Here is a 17,938-nt window from a genome sequence, read left to right on the forward strand (position 1 = left end):
GAGCAAATCTGCGCGCTTCGACCACCAGCTCAGGCACGATCCGCACAGCTATTATCCACAACCCCGCGGCATGCACGTATGAGCAACACGCGCGCGGATTCCCGTAGGCAGGTTGCCGTTCCCAGCCGTGGTGACTACCGTGGCATCCGAAGTTATCCACAGGCGGGCCGCGTCATCCAGACGGCCCGTCGTCCCCTCAGCACGGAGCGTCATGTCATCACCTGCCCAGCCCGACGTTCCGATCTGGACCACGGTGCAGGAGCTCCTCGAGGCGGACGACCGAGTCACTCCTCAGCTCCAGGGATTCCTCAGCCTCGCGGTTCCGGCCGGCGTGATGGCCGCCACCCTCTATCTCGAGGTCCCGAACGATCTCACCGCGGCGCAGATCAACAAGAGGCTGCGGCTTCCGATCATGGAGGCCCTCTCCCACATCGGCGATGAGGTGACGTCGTACCGCGTGGTCGTGAATCATGAGCTCGCCGAGCAGCCGACGGCGCCCATCGCGGTCGCCGATTACGGCCGCCAGGAGCAGATCCGCGTCGAATCCCCGATGGAGCAGCCGACGCAGCTGCGCCACGAGTCCCGCCTGAACCCGAAGTACACCTTCGACAACTTCGTCATCGGGCAGTCCAACCGGTTCGCCCATGCCGCTGCCGTCGCCGTCGCCGAAGCGCCGGCCAAGGCGTACAACCCGCTCTTCATCTACGGCGACTCGGGCCTCGGCAAGACGCACCTGCTGCACGCGATCGGCGACTACGCCCAATCCCTCTATGCAGGGGTCAAGGTCCGGTACGTCTCCAGCGAGGAGTTCACGAACGATTTCATCAACTCGATCGCGAACAACCGAGGTGCAGCCTTCCAGGCCCGCTACCGCGATGTGGACATCCTCCTGATCGACGACATCCAGTTCCTACAGGGTCGCGCGGAGACCCAGGAGGCGTTCTTCCACACCTTCAACACGCTGCACGACCACAACAAGCAGGTCGTCATCACCAGCGACGTCGCGCCGAAGCATCTCACCGGCTTCGAGGATCGCATGCGCAGTCGGTTCGAATGGGGCCTGATCACCGACGTGCAGGCGCCCGACCTCGAGACGCGCATCGCGATCCTCCGCAAGAAGGCGCAGAGCGAGGCGCTTCATATTCCCGACGAGGTACTCGAGTACATCGCCACCGTGGTGTCGTCGAACATCCGTGAACTCGAGGGTGCGCTGATCCGCGTCTCCGCATTCGCCAGCCTGAACCGTTCGGCCCTCGACATCTCGCTCGCCCAGACGGTGCTCCGCGACATCATCGACACGGCAGAGGACAACATCATCTCGCCGACCGACATCATCACTGCGACCGCGCAGTACTTCAAGCTGACGGTCGACGATCTGTACGGCTCCAGCAGGTCTCAGCAGATCGCCACATCGCGCCAGATCGCGATGTACCTGTGCCGCGAGCGGACGAGTCTGTCCCTGCCGAAGATCGGCCAGCTGTTCGGCAACCGCGATCACACCACCGTCATGTACGCCTACAAGAAGATCAGCGAGCTCATGAAGGAGCGCCGTTCGATCTACAACCAGGTGACCGAGATCACCACGCAGCTCGGTCGACGCTGAGTCCACGCCGCCTCGAAAAAGGGGGTCGTAGCTTCCGATAGGAGGCTGCGACCCCCTTTGCGTGCGTGTGAGCGGCATACGACGGAGCAGATCGATGCCAGTTTGCACATGTGGATAACTTGTGGATGACTCGCCTGCAGGTCGGGACGAATGTGTGTGAAACCGTCGAACCTGTGGATAACTGTGGGAGACGGTTCGACCCGACGGATGCCGTCCACCCGCGGATTCCTCAGGGATTCCACAACTGACAACCGTGTAGTTCCCTACTCGCGTCTGCTTTCCACCGAGTTATCCACAGTATCCACAGGTGTTAACACCGTTAAGGAGTTAATTCAATTCAGGGGCGATCCGATCACCAGAGGGTGGGGAAAGTCCGACAGGCCCGAGCTTTGATCCGGTCGTAGGGATACTCCCGAGTTGGGGGCTAGCATGGGAAGCCCTGCACTGGCAGGACCGATGACGACACGTCTCAGAACGACGACAAGGGAGCACCCGTGAGGTTTCAGGTCAACCGCGATGTCTTCAGCGAGGCCGTGTCGTTCGTGGTCAAGCTGCTTCCGCAGCGCAACCCGCAGCCGATCCTCGCCGGAGTCCTGATCGAGGCAGACGGCTCCGGTCTCACGCTCTCGGCGTTCGACTACGAGGCATCCGCGCGCACGACAATCGAAGCCACCGTCGACACACCGGGCACGATCCTGGTGCACGGTCGACTGCTCTCCGACATCGCCAGCCGCCTTCCCAACGCGCCGATCGAGATCGCCGTCGAGGACGACGGCAGCATCACGGTCACCTGCGGCTCGGCACGGTTCACCCTCGCAGCCATGCCGGTCGAGGAATATCCGTCGATCCCCGAGGTGTCCGGTTCCTCCGGCGTCGTGCCCGCCGACGATTTCGGCACCGCGATCAGCCAGGTGGGTTTCGCCGCCTCGCGCGACGACGTCACCCCGGTCCTGACCGGAGTACAGCTCGAGGTCTCCGGCCAGACGCTCAGCCTCGTGGCCACCGACCGCTACCGAGTCTCGCTCCGCGACGTGCCGTGGGACGGCGAAGCGGTCGAGGCCAGCGCACTGGTTCCCGCACGCACTCTTCTCGAGGTCGGAAAGACCTTCGGTCACGCCGGCACCATCCAGATCGCGTTCTCGGGAGCGGGCGACCGCGAGATCATCGCGTTCACGGCCGGCAACAAGACGGTCACCTCGCTGCTGATCAAGGGAAACTTCCCTCCGGTCCGCCGTCTCTTCCCGGAGCAGACCGAGCACTATGCGGTCGTGAACACCGCAGACCTCGTCGAGGCCGTGCGCCGTGTGTCGCTCGTGCTCGACCGAGCAGCTCCGCTGCGCTTCACGTTCACGTCCGACAGCGTGACGATGGATGCGTCGGGCAGCGAGCATGCGCGTGCATCCGAGTCCGTCGACGCGATCCTCTCGGGTGGCGACGACGTCACGCTCGGCCTCAACCCGCAGTACCTCATCGAGGCGCTCGGCGCGGTCAAGAGCGAGTTCGTCCGCGTCACCTTCACGTCGAGCGACAACGCGAACAAGCTCAGCCCCGTGCTGATCACGAGCCAGACCTCGGTCGACCAGGCCGGTCTGGATTCGTTCAAGTACCTGCTGCAGCCGAACCTGCTGCTTCGCTGATCCTGCGACGGGCGCGCTTCGCGCGGCGACGGCAGTGTCAGAGCCCGAAGGTAGGCTGACAGCGTGATTGTGGAACACCTGAGCCTGGTCGACTTCCGCAATTACGCGACCGCGGATCTCGCTCTGCACAAGGGTCCCAACGTCCTCGTCGGGCGCAACGGCCAGGGCAAGACCAACCTTGCAGAGGCTGTCGTCTTCCTCGCCACTCTCGGTTCGCACCGGGTCTCGTCGGATGCCCCGATGGTGCGCGAGGGTCAGGATTTCGCGATCATCCGCGCTCGCCTCTCCCACGGCGAACGCAAGGTGCTCATCGAGGTCCAGCTCAACAAGCAGGGCTCGAACAAGGCGCGGATCAACGGCTCCCCCTCGAAGACCAATGAGCTGCCTCGCTACGCCCATGTGGTGCTCTTCGCTCCCGAGGATCTGCAGATCGTCCGCGGCGACCCCTCGTCTCGGCGTCGTTTCGTCGACCAGCTGCTGATCCAGCGCACGCCCCGCATGTCTTCGGTCCTCGCCGACTACGACCGGGTGCTCAAGCAGCGCAATGCGCTTCTGAAGTCGGCCAGGGCGCGCGGCATCAAGGGCGAGGCCCTGAGCACCCTCGATGTGTGGGACGACAAGCTGGTCTCCCTCGGTGCCGAGATCATCACCGCGCGACAGCGTCTCGCCGCAGATCTCCAGCAGCCGGTGGCCGAGGCGTACGCGGCGATCGCGGGCGAGGATCATCGCCCGCAGCTCGAGTGGGCTCTGTCAGTGCGCGGTGCGGATCCCGAAGAGGGTGTCGACGCGCCGGCCGAGACGTCGGGAGACATCGCCGAGATGTTCCACGCCGCACTCCTCTCGAAACGATCGAACGAGCTCGACCGCGGTCTCACGCTCACCGGTCCTCATCGCGACGACCTCGTGCTGCGCGTTCGTGGCCTTCCGGTGAAGGGGTATGCGTCCCACGGGGAATCCTGGTCGGTGGCCCTCGCGCTGCGTCTGGCTTCCGCAGAGCTGCTGCGCAGCGAGTCTCCTGCCGGCGATCCCGTCCTCATCCTCGACGATGTGTTCGCCGAACTCGACGCCGATCGCCGTCAGCGGCTGGCCGCTCTCACCGCGGGCTATGAGCAGGTGGTCGTGACGGCAGCCGTGGAGGAGGATATCCCCGAGGTGCTCCACGCCCATGTGGTGCGGATCTCCGCGGGAACGATCAGTGATGAGAGGGAGGTGGCAGATGAGTGAGATCGCACCCGATCCGGCATCCGAGACTCCCGAGACCGTCGCGACCTATCTGCGCCTGCGCGGACTCGCGCCGAGTTCGAAGACGTGGAAGCGCAAGCGACGCATCGTCACCGACGACGACAACGCGCCGTTCACGCCCGGCCGCGACCCCGGAGCGCTCGGAGCTGTTCTCGACAAGCTGACGCGGGACTCCGGCTGGCAGAAGACTCTCGCCCGTGAGGACCTGGTCAGGCAGTGGTCCGATCTCGCCGGCACGGACACCGCCAAGCACTCCGAACCCGTCTCCCTCGAGCGCGGTGTGCTCACGGTGAAGTGCGACTCGACCGCCTGGGCGAAGAACCTGCAGTACATGCGGGGAACGATCCTGACGGAGATCGGCCGACGGTATCCGGACGCCGGTGTCGAGAACCTCCGCTTCATCGGACCGGACGTACCCTCCTGGAAATGGGGTCCCAGAGTCGTTCCAGGACGGGGCCCGCGCGATACCTACGGGTAGGACACCACGGATGGGGTCTGAAACGCTCAGAGGGCCACACGCGGCCGCTGAGCCGCATCTCGCCACGAAAAGCCGCTAGACTGGGGATTCGTGATATCGATGTGGAGAATGCCCTCTGATGACGCCTGAATCCCCCGCTGACGAGACGGAATCGACCAACGGGGGAACCCCCGCGACCGAGGGCAAGATCTCACCCAAGGTGAAGCAGCCCGGTGAGTACGGTGCCGACTCGATCCAAATCCTCGAAGGTCTCGAAGCCGTCCGCAAGCGCCCCGGTATGTACATCGGTTCCACAGGACCGCGTGGTCTGCACCACCTCGTCTACGAGATCGTCGACAACTCGGTCGATGAGGCCCTCGCCGGCTACGCCGACACCATCTTCGTGACGCTGCTCGAAGACGGCGGCGTCCGCGTGGTCGACAACGGCCGCGGCATCCCGGTCGATCCCCACTCCTCCGACCCGACGAAGTCCACGGTCGAGGTCGTTCTGACCATCCTGCACGCCGGCGGAAAGTTCGGCGGCGGCGCGTACGCCGTCTCCGGCGGTCTCCACGGCGTCGGCTCGTCGGTGGTCAACGCCCTGTCGACGCGGTTCGACGTCGAGGTCAAGCAGAAGGGCTTCGTCTGGCGGCACAGCTTCGCGAACGGCGGCGTCCCGCAGCAGCAGCTCGAGAAGGGCGAGGCGTCCGACGACACCGGAACCAGCATCACGTTCTGGCCGGACGCCGAGATCTTCACCGAGACCACGAACTTCGAGTACGACACCCTGCGCACGCGCTTCCAGCAGATGGCGTTCCTCAACAAGGGCCTCCGCATCGAGCTGTCCGACGAGCGTCCCGATTCGGCTTACCAGGTCGAGGTCGACGGACAGCCGACCCTCACCCAGCCGAACGACGTCTTCTTCTACGAGCGCGGTCTCGTCGACTACGTCGAATACCTCAACAAGGTGCGTCACGCCGAGGTCGTCAACGACGAGATCATCGCGTTCGAGTCCGAGGACACCGAGCGCAAGATCTCTCTCGAGGTCGCGATGCAGTGGACCACGTCGTACACCGAGAACGTCTTCACCTACGCGAACACGATCAACACCCACGAGGGCGGCACGCACGAAGAGGGCTTCCGCGCAGCGCTCACCACGCTCGTCAACAAGTACGCCCGGGCGAACAATCTTCTCAAGGAGAAGGACGACAACCTGTCGGGCGACGACGTGCGTGAAGGACTGACCGCGGTCATCTCGATCAAGCTCGGCGAGCCGCAGTTCGAAGGGCAGACCAAGACGAAGCTCGGCAACACCGAGGCCAAGGCGTTCGTGCAGAAGGTCGTCGGCGATCAGCTCGGCGATTGGTTCGACCGCAACCCGATCCAGGCGAAGAACGTCATCCGCAAGGCGATCGATGCGGCCACCGCTCGTCTCGCCGCGCGCAAGGCCCGCGAGACCGCTCGTCGAAAGAGCGTCTTCGAGTCCGCCGCGATGCCCGACAAGCTCAAGGACTGCACGAGCAAGGATCCTTCGATCAGCGAGATCTTCCTCGTCGAGGGTGACTCGGCAGGTGGCTCCGCTGTGCAGGGTCGCGATCCGCACACACAGGCGATCCTCGCTCTGCGAGGCAAGATCCTCAACGTCGAGCGCGCGCGTCTCGACAAGGCCCTGGGCAACAAAGAGGTCCAGGCGATGATCCAGGCCTTCGGCACCGGAATCGGCGAAGAGTTCGACATCGAGAAGGCGCGCTATCACAAGATCGTGCTGATGGCGGATGCCGACGTCGACGGCCAGCACATCACGACGCTGCTGCTCACGCTGCTGTTCCGCTACATGCGCGGACTGATCGAGGCCGGCTTCGTGTACCTCGCGATGCCGCCGCTCTACCGTCTCAAGTGGACGAACCAGCCCCACGAGTACGTGTTCAGCGACGCCGAGCGCGACGCGCTGCTCAAGTTCGGACTCGACAACGGCAAGAGGATCCCGAAGGATGCCGGCATCCAGCGCTACAAGGGTCTCGGCGAGATGAACGCCAAGGAGCTGTGGGAGACCACGATGGACCACAGCACCCGGACGCTCCGCCAGGTGACCATCGAGGATGCCGCAGCGGCCGACGAGATCTTCAGCGTGCTGATGGGTGAGGACGTCGAATCGCGACGCAGTTTCATCCAGCGCAACGCCAAGGATGTCCGCTTCCTCGACATCTGACGCGTCCCGCGCCTGCATTCGTTCCCATAACGACCGGAATCGACAACACACATGACTGACGAAGTACGCCCCGAGCCGGCACACGACCACGGCAAGATCGACCAGGTCGACCTGCAGTCCGAGATGCAGCGCAGCTATCTCGACTACGCGATGGCCGTGATCGTCGGCCGTGCGCTGCCCGACGTGCGCGATGGACTCAAGCCCGTCCACCGACGCGTGATCTACGGCATGTACGACGGCGGATTCCGCCCCGACAAGTCCTTCTCGAAGTGCGCTCGCGTGGTCGGCGAGGTCATGGGTCAGTACCACCCGCACGGTGACTCGGCGATCTACGACGCCCTCGTGCGTCTCGTGCAGCCCTGGTCGCTGCGCTACCCGCTGGCCCTCGGCCAGGGCAACTTCGGGTCTCCCGGCAACATGGGTGCCGCGGCGCCCCGGTACACCGAGACCAAGATGGCCCCCCTCGCACTCGAGATGGTGCGGGACATCGAAGAGGACACGGTCGACTTCACCGACAACTACGACGGCCAGACTCAGGAGCCGACGGTTCTTCCGGCCCGCTTCCCGAACCTCCTCGTCAACGGGTCGGTGGGTATCGCGGTCGGCATGGCCACCAACATCCCTCCGCACAACCTGCGCGAGGTGTCGTCTGCCGCCCTCTGGGCGCTCGACAACCCCGGCCTCCCCCGCGAGGAGCTGCTCGAGGGTCTGATCCAGCGGATCCCCGGCCCCGACTTCCCCACCGGCGCGCAGATCCTCGGCACCAAGGGCGTGCACGAGGCGTACCGCACGGGTCGCGGCTCGATCACCATGCGCGCGGTCGTCAACGTCGAGGAGATCCAGGGCCGCACGTGCCTCGTGATCACCGAGCTGCCGTACCAGGTGAACCCCGACAACGTCGCGGTGAAGATCGGCGACCTCGCCCGTGACGGCAAGATCACCGGCATCGCCGACATCCGCGACGAGTCGTCCGACCGCACGGGTCAGCGTCTCGTGGTCGTGCTCAAGCGCGATGCGGTCGCGAAGGTCGTGCTCAACAACCTGTACAAGCACACGCAGCTGCAGGAGAACTTCGGCGCGAACATGCTCGCGATCGTCGACGGCGTGCCGCGCACGCTCGCGATCGACGGGTTCGTGACCCACTGGATCACGCACCAGCTCGAAGTGATCGTCCGACGCACGCGCTTCCGTCTCGCCAAGGCAGAGGCTCGCATGCACATCCTGCGCGCCTACCTCAAGGCGCTCGACGCTCTCGACGAGGTCATCGCTCTCATCCGTCGATCGCAGACCACGCAGGATGCGAACGAGGGACTGCAGAAGCTCCTCGACATCGACGACATCCAGGCCCAGGCCATCCTCGACATGCAGCTGCGCCGACTGGCCGCCCTCGAGCGTCAGAAGATCCTCGACGAGGCCTCGGAGCTCGAGCGGCTGATCGGCGAGTACCAGGCGATCCTCGTCGACGAGTCGCTGCAGCGCGACATCATCCGCGAAGAGCTCACCGGCATCGTCGAGCGCTTCGGAGACGACCGTCGCACGCACATCCTGCACGGCTTCGACGGCGACGTCTCGATGGAGGACCTCATCGCCGAAGAGGAGATGGTCGTCACCATCACTCGCGCCGGCTACATCAAGCGCACGCGCAGCGACAACTACCGGTCGCAGCACCGCGGCGGCAAGGGCATCAAGGGCGCCCAGCTGCGGGCCGACGACATCGTCGAGCACTTCTTCGTGACGACGACGCACCACTGGCTGCTGTTCTTCACCGACAAGGGTCGCGTCTACCGTTCGAAGACCTACGAGGTTCCCGAGGCCGGCCGCGATGCGAAGGGAACGCACGTCGCGAACCTCCTCGCCCTGCAGCCCGACGAGAACATCGCGCAGGTGCTCGACATCCGCGACTACGGGGTCGCCGACTATCTCGTTCTCGCGACGCGCGACGGTCTGGTCAAGAAGACGCGTCTCGACGCGTACGACACCAACCGCCAGGGCGGCGTCATCGCGATCCGCCTGAACGACGAGGACGAGCTGGTCTCGGCTCTCATGGTGAACGCTGAGGACGACATCCTGCTCATCAGCCGCCGCGGCATGTCCGTCCGGTTCAGTGCGACCGATGATGCGCTGCGACCGATGGGACGCGCGACCGCCGGCGTGAAGGGCATGAAGTTCCGTGAGGGCGACAGCCTGCTGTCGGCATCCGTCGCCGCCCTCGGCCAGTTCGTGTTCGTGGTGACCGACGGCGGCTATGCGAAGCGCACCGCCATCGAGGAATACCGCGTCCAGGGACGCGGTGGATTCGGCATCAAGGTCGCCAAGCTCAACGACGATCGGGGCACTCTCGCGGGTGGTCTGATGGTCTCCTCCGACGATGAGGTCCTTGTGGTTCTGTCCAGCGGCAAGGTGGTACGCTCTGCCGTGGCCGAGGTGCCCGCGAAGGGCCGAGACACCATGGGAGTGGTGTTCGCACGGACGACGGAAGCCGACCGGATCCTCGCCATCGCCCGCAACGGTGAGCGGGGCCTCACCGAAGAAGACGAATCGGATGAGGCTGCGGTGGACTCCGAGTCCACGGCCCTCGAGACGAACGAGAACCCTGAGGAAGCAGACGCATGAGCACAGTAGCCGACAAGCTGGCGAAGAAGTCCACGCGCAAGACCGGTGGCAAGCAGGTGCGCCTGCGCCTCGTCTACGTGGATTTCTGGTCGGCCGTGAAGCTGTCGTTCCTGGGCGCTGTGGCGCTCGCGATCGTGACGATGGTGTCGTTCTTCCTGATCTTCCTCGTGCTGCAGGCGACCGGCATCCTCACGCAGGCGGATGAGTTCATCGGAACCATCACCGACAACTCCGTGCGGATCTCCGAGGTCGCCGGCCTGCCGCAGGTGATGGCATTCGCCGCGGTGGTCTCGATCCTCAACCTCATCGTGTTCACGGTGCTGGGTGCGGTCATCGCCGGGATCTACAACGTCGCCGTGAAGGTGACCGGCGGACTGCTGGTCGGGTTCATGTCGAACTGATCGTCAGGATTCGAGGAGGGGCGGATGCGAACAGCATCCGCCCCTCTTCTGTTCTCCGACGGAGTAGGGAAAACCCGAACCCGGGTCTCCGGTTGCCTCGGTGTCGGCCGGATCGGGGCCGCCGTACCTTTGAACCATGACGACACACACTGCCACGCCACCACCGGCGACGGCCACGAAGCCGCCGTTGCGCATCGTGCTCTCTATCCTGCATCTCGCGGGAATCGGAGTCATCGGCGGCTTCATCTTCGCGACTCTTTCCGGACTCCTCGGCACCGGCCTCGGCCTGCTCTTCGCGGCGGGCGTCGGCATCGTGCTGCTCGTCGGGCTCGTGTACGCCCTGTTCGGCGTCGGCTGGTTCGAGGTCGCGCGAGTCAGCGCTCTCTACAGGTCGCCCATCACGCCGCTCAGATGGCGCCCTCGGGATCGCCCCGGGTTCGCGGGCTGGCTCCGCTCGCTCGGCCGCCAGGCCATCGACGGCCGCATGTGGAGGGCCCTCGCGAACTTCGCGATCACCGCCGTTCTCGGCTGGATCGTGCTGCGGCTCGCCTTCGGCCTCGTCTGGTCGATCGCCATCTCGTTCGCTCCTCTCACGGGAACGGATGCCGTGATGGGTCCGTTCGGCGGGGGCGGCATCGACCCCGCGTGGGCACCGCTCATCGGGATCCTCGGAGTCGCCGCGTGCCTCGCCGGAATGATCGGACTGGCGCTCCTCAACCGCGTGCTCTCACTCGCCATCGTCGTTCGCAGCCGCGAGGCCGAGCTCACCGAGCGAGTGCGCACCAGCACTGCTCAGCGTGAGGGCGCTGTACGTGCCGCGGATGTCGAACGCACACGTATCGAGCGTGACCTGCACGACGGCGTCCAACCGCGACTCGTATCGGTCGGCATGACCCTGGGGCTCGCCCAGCAGAAGATCGACAACGACCCGGATGCCGCGAAGGAGCTGATCGCCGAGGCGCACACCTCGACCAAGGCCGCGATCACCGAGCTGCGTCAGCTTGCCCGTGGCATCCATGCATCGGTCCTCGACGACCGGGGCCTGGACGCGGCGCTGTCCGCCCTCGCCGGCCGCTCGCACATCCCCGTCCATCTCGATGTGCGAATGGACGGCCGCTGCAGCCGTGAGGCCGAAGCCGCGGTCTACTTCTCGATCGCCGAGTCGCTCACCAACGCCGCGAAGCATTCGCGGGCCAGCGAGGCACGTGTCACTGTCCGCCTCCGCGACGGAGGGGTGCTCTGGGCCCGCGTCGAGGACAACGGCATGGGCGGCGCCCAGGTGCAGCCCGGCGGAGGCCTCGACGGCATCGCGAATCGCATCCTCGCAGCGGGCGGAACCTTCCGCCTCGAGAGCCCCGTCGGCGGACCGACCAGCCTGGAGGTGAACGTGCCATGCGCATCCTGATCTGCGAGGACTCCGTCCTGCTGCGCGAGGGGCTCGTGCGACTGCTCGAGGACGCCGGACACAGTGTGGTCGCGGCTCTTCCCGACACCAGCGGTCTCAGCGAGGCCGTCATCGAGACGGATCCCGAGCTGTGCATCCTCGACGTACGGCTCCCCCCGACCTTCACCGACGAGGGCATCCGCGCGGCGCTCGGACTTCGGGACACCAATCCCGCGCTTCCGCTGCTCGTGCTCTCTCAGTACGTCGAGGAGCGGTATGCGTCGGACCTCATCGCCGCACAGGGCGGGCCTCTGGGCTATCTGCTCAAGGACAGGGTCGCCGACGTCTCTGAGTTCCTCGCCTCCGTGCAGCGGATCTCCGAGGGTGCCACCGTGCTCGACCCCGAGGTCGTGGCTCAGCTGCTCACCCGCCGCAACCGCGACGACCGGATGCAGCGTCTCACCGAGCGCGAACGGACCGTGCTCGCACTGATCGCCGAGGGCAAGTCGAACCAGGCCATCGCCGGTCTGCTCTTCCTCTCGGAGGCGAGCGTCGAGAAGCACATCACCGCGATCTTCCAGAAGCTGGGCTTCGAACAGGGCGAGTCGGGCAACCGACGCGTGCTGGCGGCCCTGGCACACATCGAGAACACGGGCGGCTCGACGCCGACCGGACAGACAGGACTGGGACGATGACCACGAACAACGACGACTACCAGGGCGGGCACACGCCCCTCACTCCCCCGCCGGCGTCCGCGCCCCAGGGACAGGAGCCCACACCGGCACCGGCACCGGCGCCCGCGCAGGCGCAGGCGGCACCGGCCGATGCCGGCCGCTCTTCGGGGACAACGGCGATCATGATCGTCACGGCGATCGTCGGCGGCATCGCGCTCCTCGGAGCGGGCGGGTCGGCGGCTGTCGCCGCCACCGGCAGCATGATGGCCTCCACTCAGGGCGGCGACGCCGTGCTGACCGAGGACGCGTCCGGCATCGACACGCTCGACCTCGACGTGGATGCCGGCAACATGCGCATCGAGTTCGGTGACGTCGATGAGGCCGAGCTGGCAGTGACGAACGCTCGCGGCCCCGCCTGGAAACTCGAGCGCGAGGGTGACGAGCTGATCGTCCGCAGCCCGGAGTTCCGCTTCGGATGGTGGTTCGGCGAGTGGTTCGGCGACGACCAGTCGGCGGTGCTGACCCTGCCCGAAGAGCTGAGCGACGCGCAGCTCGATGCCGACCTCACTCTCGATGCGGGCAGTCTCGATGTGGTCGGAGACTTCGGCGCCCTCGACGTCACCGTCAACGCCGGTGCGCTCGATGTCGAAGGTGCGGCGAGCAGCCTCAGCATCGATATGAGCGCGGGTCGTGCCGACGCGTTGCTCGACGGCGTCGACGCCGCCGATCTCAGTGTGTCGGCGGGCGACCTCACCGTCGAGCTGACGGGCCGGGCACCGTCTGAGACGACGATCGACGTGAGCGCGGGATCGGTGGATCTCACGGTTCCGGATGAGTCGTACTCGATCATCCAGGACGTCAGTGCCGGATCGCTCGACGCGAAGGTCGATCAGTCATCCGGCACCCGGAACACGATCGATGTCACACTTGCGGCAGGCAGTGTGACGATCCGTCCGGGCCGCTGATTCCGATCGAGGGCGAGGGCGCGCCGGTGCCCTCGCCCTCGATTGGGTATTTCGGGAAATCTCCGGTAAAGTTTCGGAGGTTGACGGGCCCATAGCTCAGGCGGTTAGAGCGCTTCACTGATAATGAAGAGGTCCCAGGTTCAAGTCCTGGTGGGCCCACTCCTCAACTAAATGAATACCCTCACGGGGCCTTAGCTCAGTTGGTAGAGCGCCTGCTTTGCAAGCAGGATGTCAGGAGTTCGAATCTCCTAGGCTCCACACTGTGTTGAGACAGTTCGAGAAGGCCCCGCCATGTGCGGGGCCTTCTCGTTTTCGCATGTCTCCACAGGTGTTAACAACCCTGTTAACAACTGCTCGCGCGGAGCCATCTGAGTGCACAGCTGTGGATGGACCTGTTAACAACGAGGGCGATGCGGCATCCGCCTCTCACTAGACCTTCTAGATATCAACCCCCCTCCGTATTCTCAGGTCGAGGGCGTAGCGTGCTGGAATGACCGACGGGGAGACGATGATCCAGACCGAGATCGTGTTCGATGGATCGAGCTACTTGCTCGCCCAGGATCAGAACATCGATGATCTGCGAGAACGTATCGAGTCAGCCACGAAGACCGCCGGCACCTTCGTCGACATGGTCGTCGTCGGCAACCGGGCAGTCAGCGTGCTCATCACCCCGACGACGCAAGTGACGATCAGTGTGGCGACTGTGGCATATGACCCCCGCGACACCGGTGACGTCGACTTCCCGTACACCGGTTTCTACGACGAGCTCTGACTCCACGCGTCTGAGCGGGTGATCAGAGGTTCGGCCCGCGGACCATGCGCACCGGGCCTCTGGCGTCGTCGATGGACACCTTCTCGCCCTTCTGCGTCACTACGATCTCGCCGCGCTCGGCGAGTGCAGCCGCGATTCGGCGGACGTCCGACATGGTCGAGCGCCACGAGTCCCCGCCTACAGTCCGAGCGACGTCACTCGGACAGATCGAAGACTCGCCCCGCTTGCGGATGAGCGCGCGCATCGCGGCCGCGATCCTCTCGTCGAAGTCGTCGCCGGTGCGGTCCTCCCACCAGGGCGCCCCTCGTTCCCCGAGAGCGGTCTTCGCGTCCTGCACCCGACGTCGTGCGTCCGGCTCCTGCGCCTTCACCGCGCGCCGCGCAGCCATCAGCTCGTTGACCAGCTCCTGGCGGAACGTCTCGGGGATCGAGGGGTCGGTCGCGCGCCACCGCCGGCCGTCGATGACGACGTGGTGACCGTCGGGCGTGCGCTCCGGGCCGCTCGCACCGCCGCCCTTCGCGCTGTCGTCCGAGGTCATGCCGCCAGTCAAACCGACCATGATCAGGTCGACCAGGGGCTTGACCGGACCTGGGTACCCCCGATCGGGAGGAGATCTGCGATGCGGAGGACGAGTCGACGGACAAGCGCCCTCCCGTGTGCGGATCTCCTCCCGAAGATTCAGGCGCGCAGCGAGCTGTCGTGGGTCCGAGAGACGCGCGGCGCGCGATTCACGAAGATGCCCAGGAGGATCATGCCGACGCCGAGTCCGAGGTGCAGCCAGTTATCGGCGTCATTCACCGGGATGAAGTTGAGCTGGTCATTGCCCACCGCGATGAGGCCGTACAGCCAGACCACGAGGTAGAGCGCGCCGCCGACGATGAGATAGAGGCGAGACGCCCGTGCCCGTGCCGCGAGGGCTATGCCGCCCAGTGCGAACGCGAGGTGCACGAAGTTGTGGAGCACCGATACCTGGAAGACACCCAGCAGGTGGGCTTCTGATCCGGCGCCCGCGCCGTGAAGGTGTTCGGCTGAGTGGGTGAGTCCGGGGATGAAGCCCGCGATCCCGACGAGGAGGAAGACGATGCCCACGATGAGGGCTGTCTTCTGGATCGGGGTTCCTGCATAGCGTTCCGTGCGTGCTGTGTCACTCATGGTGTCCTCCTGGTCGGTGCACTCTGCGGTATGGCAGAGACCGTATCCAGGCCCGCGAGCGACGAAAGAGACTCTTGACCCGTCCGTTCGTCTCGTCGTACTCTTCCGGCCAGCGGTCGGGGGTCAGACGGCGCGCAGGTCGTGCGGGGCGACGTTGAGACGCTCGCACCCGTCGGCTGTCACGACGACGATGTCCTCGATGCGTGCACCCCATCGGCCCGCGAAGTAGATCCCGGGCTCGATGCTGAACGCCATGCCCTCGCGCAGCACGAGATCGTTGCCGGGCGCGATGTAGGGCTCTTCGTGTACCGAGACGCCGATGCCGTGACCCGTGCGGTGCAGGAAGGCCTCGCCGAGCCCCGCCTCGGCGAGTACGGACCGCGCAGCGGCATCGACAGCCTCGGCCGTCGCGCCGGGGCGCACGGCGTCGACGGCGGCCTGCTGAGCGCGGACGAGCACGGCGATGCGATCGGCGGCTTCACTGTCGGGTGTGCCGACGACGTAGGTGCGGGTGCTGTCGGAGTTGTAGCCGCTCGGCACGGCACCGCCGATGTCGACGACGACGACGTCTCCGTCCTCGATCACGCGGTCGGACACCTCGTGGTGGGGATCCGCGCCGTTGGGTCCCGAGCCGACGATGACGAACTCGACGGTGCGGTGGCCCTCGGCCACGATGGCCTCGGCGATGTCGGCCGCCACCTCGCGCTCGGTGCGCCCCGGCCGCAGCCACTCGGGCACTCGACGATGCACGGCGTCGATCGCGGAGCCGGCACGCCGGAGCTCGGCGACCTCTTCTGCATCCTTGATCATGCGGCCCTCACGCAGCACCGGGGTGGCGAGCTCGACGCGCACGTCGATCCGATCGGAGAGCGGGATCACGTGCAACGCCGGCAGAGCGTCTGAAACTCCCACTCGCGTGACTGCGCCCAGGGCGGCGGCCACGAGGTCGTAGGGATTCTGTCCGTCGACCCAGTCGGAGACGGCGAGGCCGAGCTCACCCACCGCGGTGGTCCTGACCTTCGCCAACTCCATGCGCGGCACGATGACGGTGGGAGCGATGCCGGGTCCGAGCACGAGTGCGGTGAGGCGCTCGATCGTGTCTCCCTCGACGCCGACCAGATACTCCAGATCAGGGCCAGGACCCACCACTATCCCGTCGAGACCGGCGTCAGCGGCAAGCGCTGCTGCGCGGTCGAGTCGAGCGGCGTACACGGAGGCGGGGAACGGCAGTGTGCTCACGGCATCCACGCTACTGCGCCGGCCGTTCCCCGGGAACGGCGACTCAGCTGACGGCGAGGCGGATGCGCTCGGTGAGAACCTTGCGGTTCGCGGCCGAGAGATCGAGCAGCGCGTATGCGGTCGGCCACATCGTGCCGTCGTCGAGGTTCGAGATCGGCTCGAAACCGAACGTGCCGTACCTGACCTTGAACTTGCTGGCCGGCTGGAAGAAGCAGAGCACCTTGCCGTCCTTGCCCCAAGCGGGCATGCCGTAATACGTCCGCGGCATGAGCTCGGGAGCGACCTCGGTCACGAGGTCGTGGAGAGCCTTCGACAGCTCTCGATCGTTGTCATCGGGAAGCTTCGCGATCGCCGCCTCGAGGTCTGCGACACCCTCGGCCCGCACCTCTTCCGGGGTCTTCTTGGCACGAGACCGAGACTTGCGCTTGTCGGCCGCGGCCTCCTTCATCGCCTCGCGCTCTTCGGCACTGAAGTTCTTCTCGTTGTCAACCATGGCCGACTCCTTTCACTGTGTGATCTGCGATGAATCTCACACTACGGATGCGGCGCACTGCTGTGCTTCTTGATTCGTGATCGATGTCTCGGGGTCGAGCGTGACGAGCCGGACGCCTCTCAAGGCGAGGTTTCGTCCAGGATCGTCACGCGCGTACCCTGGCTGAACCCCGGCCACTATGGTGGACGCATGGATATGCGGGTCGCGGCATACGCGGTCGTCACCGATGACGACGGTCGCATACTTCTCGCGCGCTGGACCGAGGGTCGTCGAGTGGCATGGACGATGCCCGGCGGAGGGCTGGAACCGGGTGAGGCTCCCGAGGACGCCGTGCGGCGTGAGCTGCGCGAGGAGACCGGCTACACGGTCAAGGTCGGCGAGCTGCTGGGCATCCATTCGAGGGTGATCCCGGCGAGCCAGCGGGTGAACCAGTCGGATCAGCCTCTGCACACCCTGCGCATCGTCTACCGGGCGTCGGTGACGGGCGGCAAGCTGACATTCGAGGCCGATGGCTCGACCGACATGGCCGAGTGGTTCCCACTGAAAGCCGTGAAGGAACTGCAGAGGGTCAAGCTGGTCGACATCTCGCTACGGATGGCCGGCATCCTCTGACTCAGTCGCGGGCCTCTTCGGGCACCGAGATGTCGGCGACTGTGGCACCGTACGCGGCGATGAGGTCATCGGCGTCGACGAAGAGGCTGTAGCCGTGAGCGCCGGCACCCATGGCGATCCGCTGCCCGACGATCGACTCGTCGGCGAAGACCGGCCAGTCCGTGGTGCTGCCGATGGGCACGATTGTTCCGCGCTCGTAGCCGGTCGCCGCGAGGGCGAGATCCGGCTCGGGCAGGCGGAGCTTGTTCACTCCGACGACCGCACGCAGCTTCGGCCACGAGATCGATCTGCCGCCGGGAACCAGCGCGAAGAGATACGTGTCATCCGAACGCTTGACGACGAGCGTCTTGACGATGCCGGAGGGAGGGATGCCGAGCAGCTCAGCCGCCTCGAAGAGACTGCGGGCGGCAGGACGCTCGCGGATCTCGATGTCGAGTCCGCGAGCCGCTGCGGCGTCCCTCACCCGGGCATGGAGATCCCCCGGC

General features: G+C 65.8%; 17 protein-coding genes and 2 tRNA genes. 14 read left to right on the plus strand and 5 right to left on the minus strand.

Features of this window, described 5'->3' with window-relative positions; genetic code table 11:
• Positions 1 to 211 precede the first annotated feature (211 nt).
• The 13 genes from dnaA to SOM10_RS07805 all read left to right on the plus strand — a co-directional run bounded on the left by dnaA (position 212) and on the right by SOM10_RS07805 (position 13,957).
• Positions 212 to 1,603, plus strand: a complete 1,392-nt coding sequence (gene dnaA, locus SOM10_RS07745; RefSeq protein ID WP_053098239.1) for a chromosomal replication initiator protein DnaA — start codon at positions 212 to 214, stop codon at positions 1,601 to 1,603.
• A gap of 494 nt (positions 1,604 to 2,097) precedes the next feature.
• Positions 2,098 to 3,240, plus strand: coding sequence for a DNA polymerase III subunit beta (dnaN, locus tag SOM10_RS07750; protein ID WP_053098240.1), 1,143 nt, complete (start codon positions 2,098 to 2,100; stop codon positions 3,238 to 3,240).
• Positions 3,241 to 3,303: 63 nt separating this feature from the next.
• Complete coding sequence (gene recF, locus SOM10_RS07755) at positions 3,304 to 4,464, plus strand: DNA replication/repair protein RecF (RefSeq protein ID WP_053098241.1); 1,161 nt, start codon at positions 3,304 to 3,306, stop codon at positions 4,462 to 4,464.
• Positions 4,457 to 4,960, plus strand: coding sequence for a DUF721 domain-containing protein (locus tag SOM10_RS07760; protein ID WP_053098242.1), 504 nt, complete (start codon positions 4,457 to 4,459; stop codon positions 4,958 to 4,960). The genes recF and SOM10_RS07760 overlap by 8 nt, the downstream gene beginning before the upstream one ends.
• 118 nt (positions 4,961 to 5,078) lie before the next feature.
• Positions 5,079 to 7,148 (plus strand): DNA topoisomerase (ATP-hydrolyzing) subunit B, encoded by a 2,070-nt coding sequence (gene gyrB / locus SOM10_RS07765; RefSeq protein WP_171821963.1) that lies wholly within the window; start codon positions 5,079 to 5,081, stop codon positions 7,146 to 7,148.
• Between the two features lie 51 nt (positions 7,149 to 7,199).
• Entirely contained in the window at positions 7,200 to 9,761 is a 2,562-nt protein-coding gene (gene gyrA, locus SOM10_RS07770) for a DNA gyrase subunit A (RefSeq protein ID WP_320489338.1), read from the plus strand.
• A complete protein-coding gene (locus SOM10_RS07775; protein WP_053098244.1) occupies positions 9,758 to 10,162 on the plus strand; it encodes a DUF3566 domain-containing protein in 405 nt (134 codons plus the stop codon). The genes gyrA and SOM10_RS07775 overlap by 4 nt, the downstream gene beginning before the upstream one ends.
• Before the next feature lie 136 nt (positions 10,163 to 10,298).
• On the plus strand, positions 10,299 to 11,567 hold the full coding sequence (locus SOM10_RS07780) for a sensor histidine kinase (protein ID WP_053098246.1): 1,269 nt from the start codon (positions 10,299 to 10,301) through the stop codon (positions 11,565 to 11,567).
• The gene (locus SOM10_RS07785; protein ID WP_056275698.1) at positions 11,555 to 12,241 is read left to right on the plus strand and encodes a LuxR C-terminal-related transcriptional regulator; all 687 of its coding nucleotides are present in this window, start codon (positions 11,555 to 11,557) and stop codon (positions 12,239 to 12,241) included. The genes SOM10_RS07780 and SOM10_RS07785 overlap by 13 nt, the downstream gene beginning before the upstream one ends.
• Positions 12,238 to 13,185, plus strand: coding sequence for a DUF4097 family beta strand repeat-containing protein (locus SOM10_RS07790; RefSeq protein WP_320489340.1), 948 nt, complete (start codon positions 12,238 to 12,240; stop codon positions 13,183 to 13,185). The genes SOM10_RS07785 and SOM10_RS07790 overlap by 4 nt, the downstream gene beginning before the upstream one ends.
• Before the next feature lie 85 nt (positions 13,186 to 13,270).
• Positions 13,271 to 13,344 (plus strand) — tRNA-Ile (locus tag SOM10_RS07795).
• Between the two features lie 26 nt (positions 13,345 to 13,370).
• Positions 13,371 to 13,443 (plus strand) — tRNA-Ala (locus SOM10_RS07800).
• A 232-nt stretch (positions 13,444 to 13,675) separates the two neighbouring features.
• Positions 13,676 to 13,957 (plus strand): hypothetical protein, encoded by a 282-nt coding sequence (locus tag SOM10_RS07805; RefSeq protein WP_053098248.1) that lies wholly within the window; start codon positions 13,676 to 13,678, stop codon positions 13,955 to 13,957.
• Positions 13,958 to 13,979: 22 nt separating this feature from the next.
• Here SOM10_RS07805 and SOM10_RS07810 read toward each other — a convergent pair whose 3' ends face one another.
• The 4 genes from SOM10_RS07810 to SOM10_RS07825 all read right to left on the minus strand — a co-directional run bounded on the left by SOM10_RS07810 (position 13,980) and on the right by SOM10_RS07825 (position 16,841).
• Positions 13,980 to 14,495 carry a DUF3253 domain-containing protein gene (locus SOM10_RS07810; protein WP_320489342.1) on the minus strand — a complete coding sequence of 172 codons (516 nt, stop codon included), beginning with the start codon at positions 14,493 to 14,495 and terminating at the stop codon, positions 13,980 to 13,982.
• Positions 14,496 to 14,635: 140 nt separating this feature from the next.
• Positions 14,636 to 15,109 (minus strand): DUF4383 domain-containing protein, encoded by a 474-nt coding sequence (locus tag SOM10_RS07815; protein WP_053098252.1) that lies wholly within the window; start codon positions 15,107 to 15,109, stop codon positions 14,636 to 14,638.
• 123 nt (positions 15,110 to 15,232) lie between these two features.
• The gene (locus SOM10_RS07820) at positions 15,233 to 16,348 is read right to left on the minus strand and encodes a M24 family metallopeptidase (RefSeq protein ID WP_082298062.1); all 1,116 of its coding nucleotides are present in this window, start codon (positions 16,346 to 16,348) and stop codon (positions 15,233 to 15,235) included.
• Between the two features lie 43 nt (positions 16,349 to 16,391).
• On the minus strand, positions 16,392 to 16,841 hold the full coding sequence (locus SOM10_RS07825) for a DUF1801 domain-containing protein (protein ID WP_320489348.1): 450 nt from the start codon (positions 16,839 to 16,841) through the stop codon (positions 16,392 to 16,394).
• Positions 16,842 to 17,030: 189 nt separating this feature from the next.
• On the opposite strand from SOM10_RS07825, the gene SOM10_RS07830 reads away from it, so the two are divergent.
• A complete protein-coding gene (locus tag SOM10_RS07830; protein WP_230101137.1) occupies positions 17,031 to 17,453 on the plus strand; it encodes an NUDIX hydrolase in 423 nt (140 codons plus the stop codon).
• A gap of 1 nt (position 17,454) precedes the next feature.
• On the opposite strand, the gene SOM10_RS07835 is transcribed toward SOM10_RS07830, so the two are convergent.
• Positions 17,455 to 17,916 carry an aminoacyl-tRNA deacylase gene (locus SOM10_RS07835; RefSeq protein ID WP_053098258.1) on the minus strand — a complete coding sequence of 154 codons (462 nt, stop codon included), beginning with the start codon at positions 17,914 to 17,916 and terminating at the stop codon, positions 17,455 to 17,457.
• Positions 17,917 to 17,938: the final 22 nt, after the last annotated feature.

The sequence above is a fragment of the Microbacterium sp. CFBP9023 genome (assembly GCF_034045055.1).
Classification (GTDB): Bacteria; Actinomycetota; Actinomycetes; order Actinomycetales; family Microbacteriaceae; genus Microbacterium.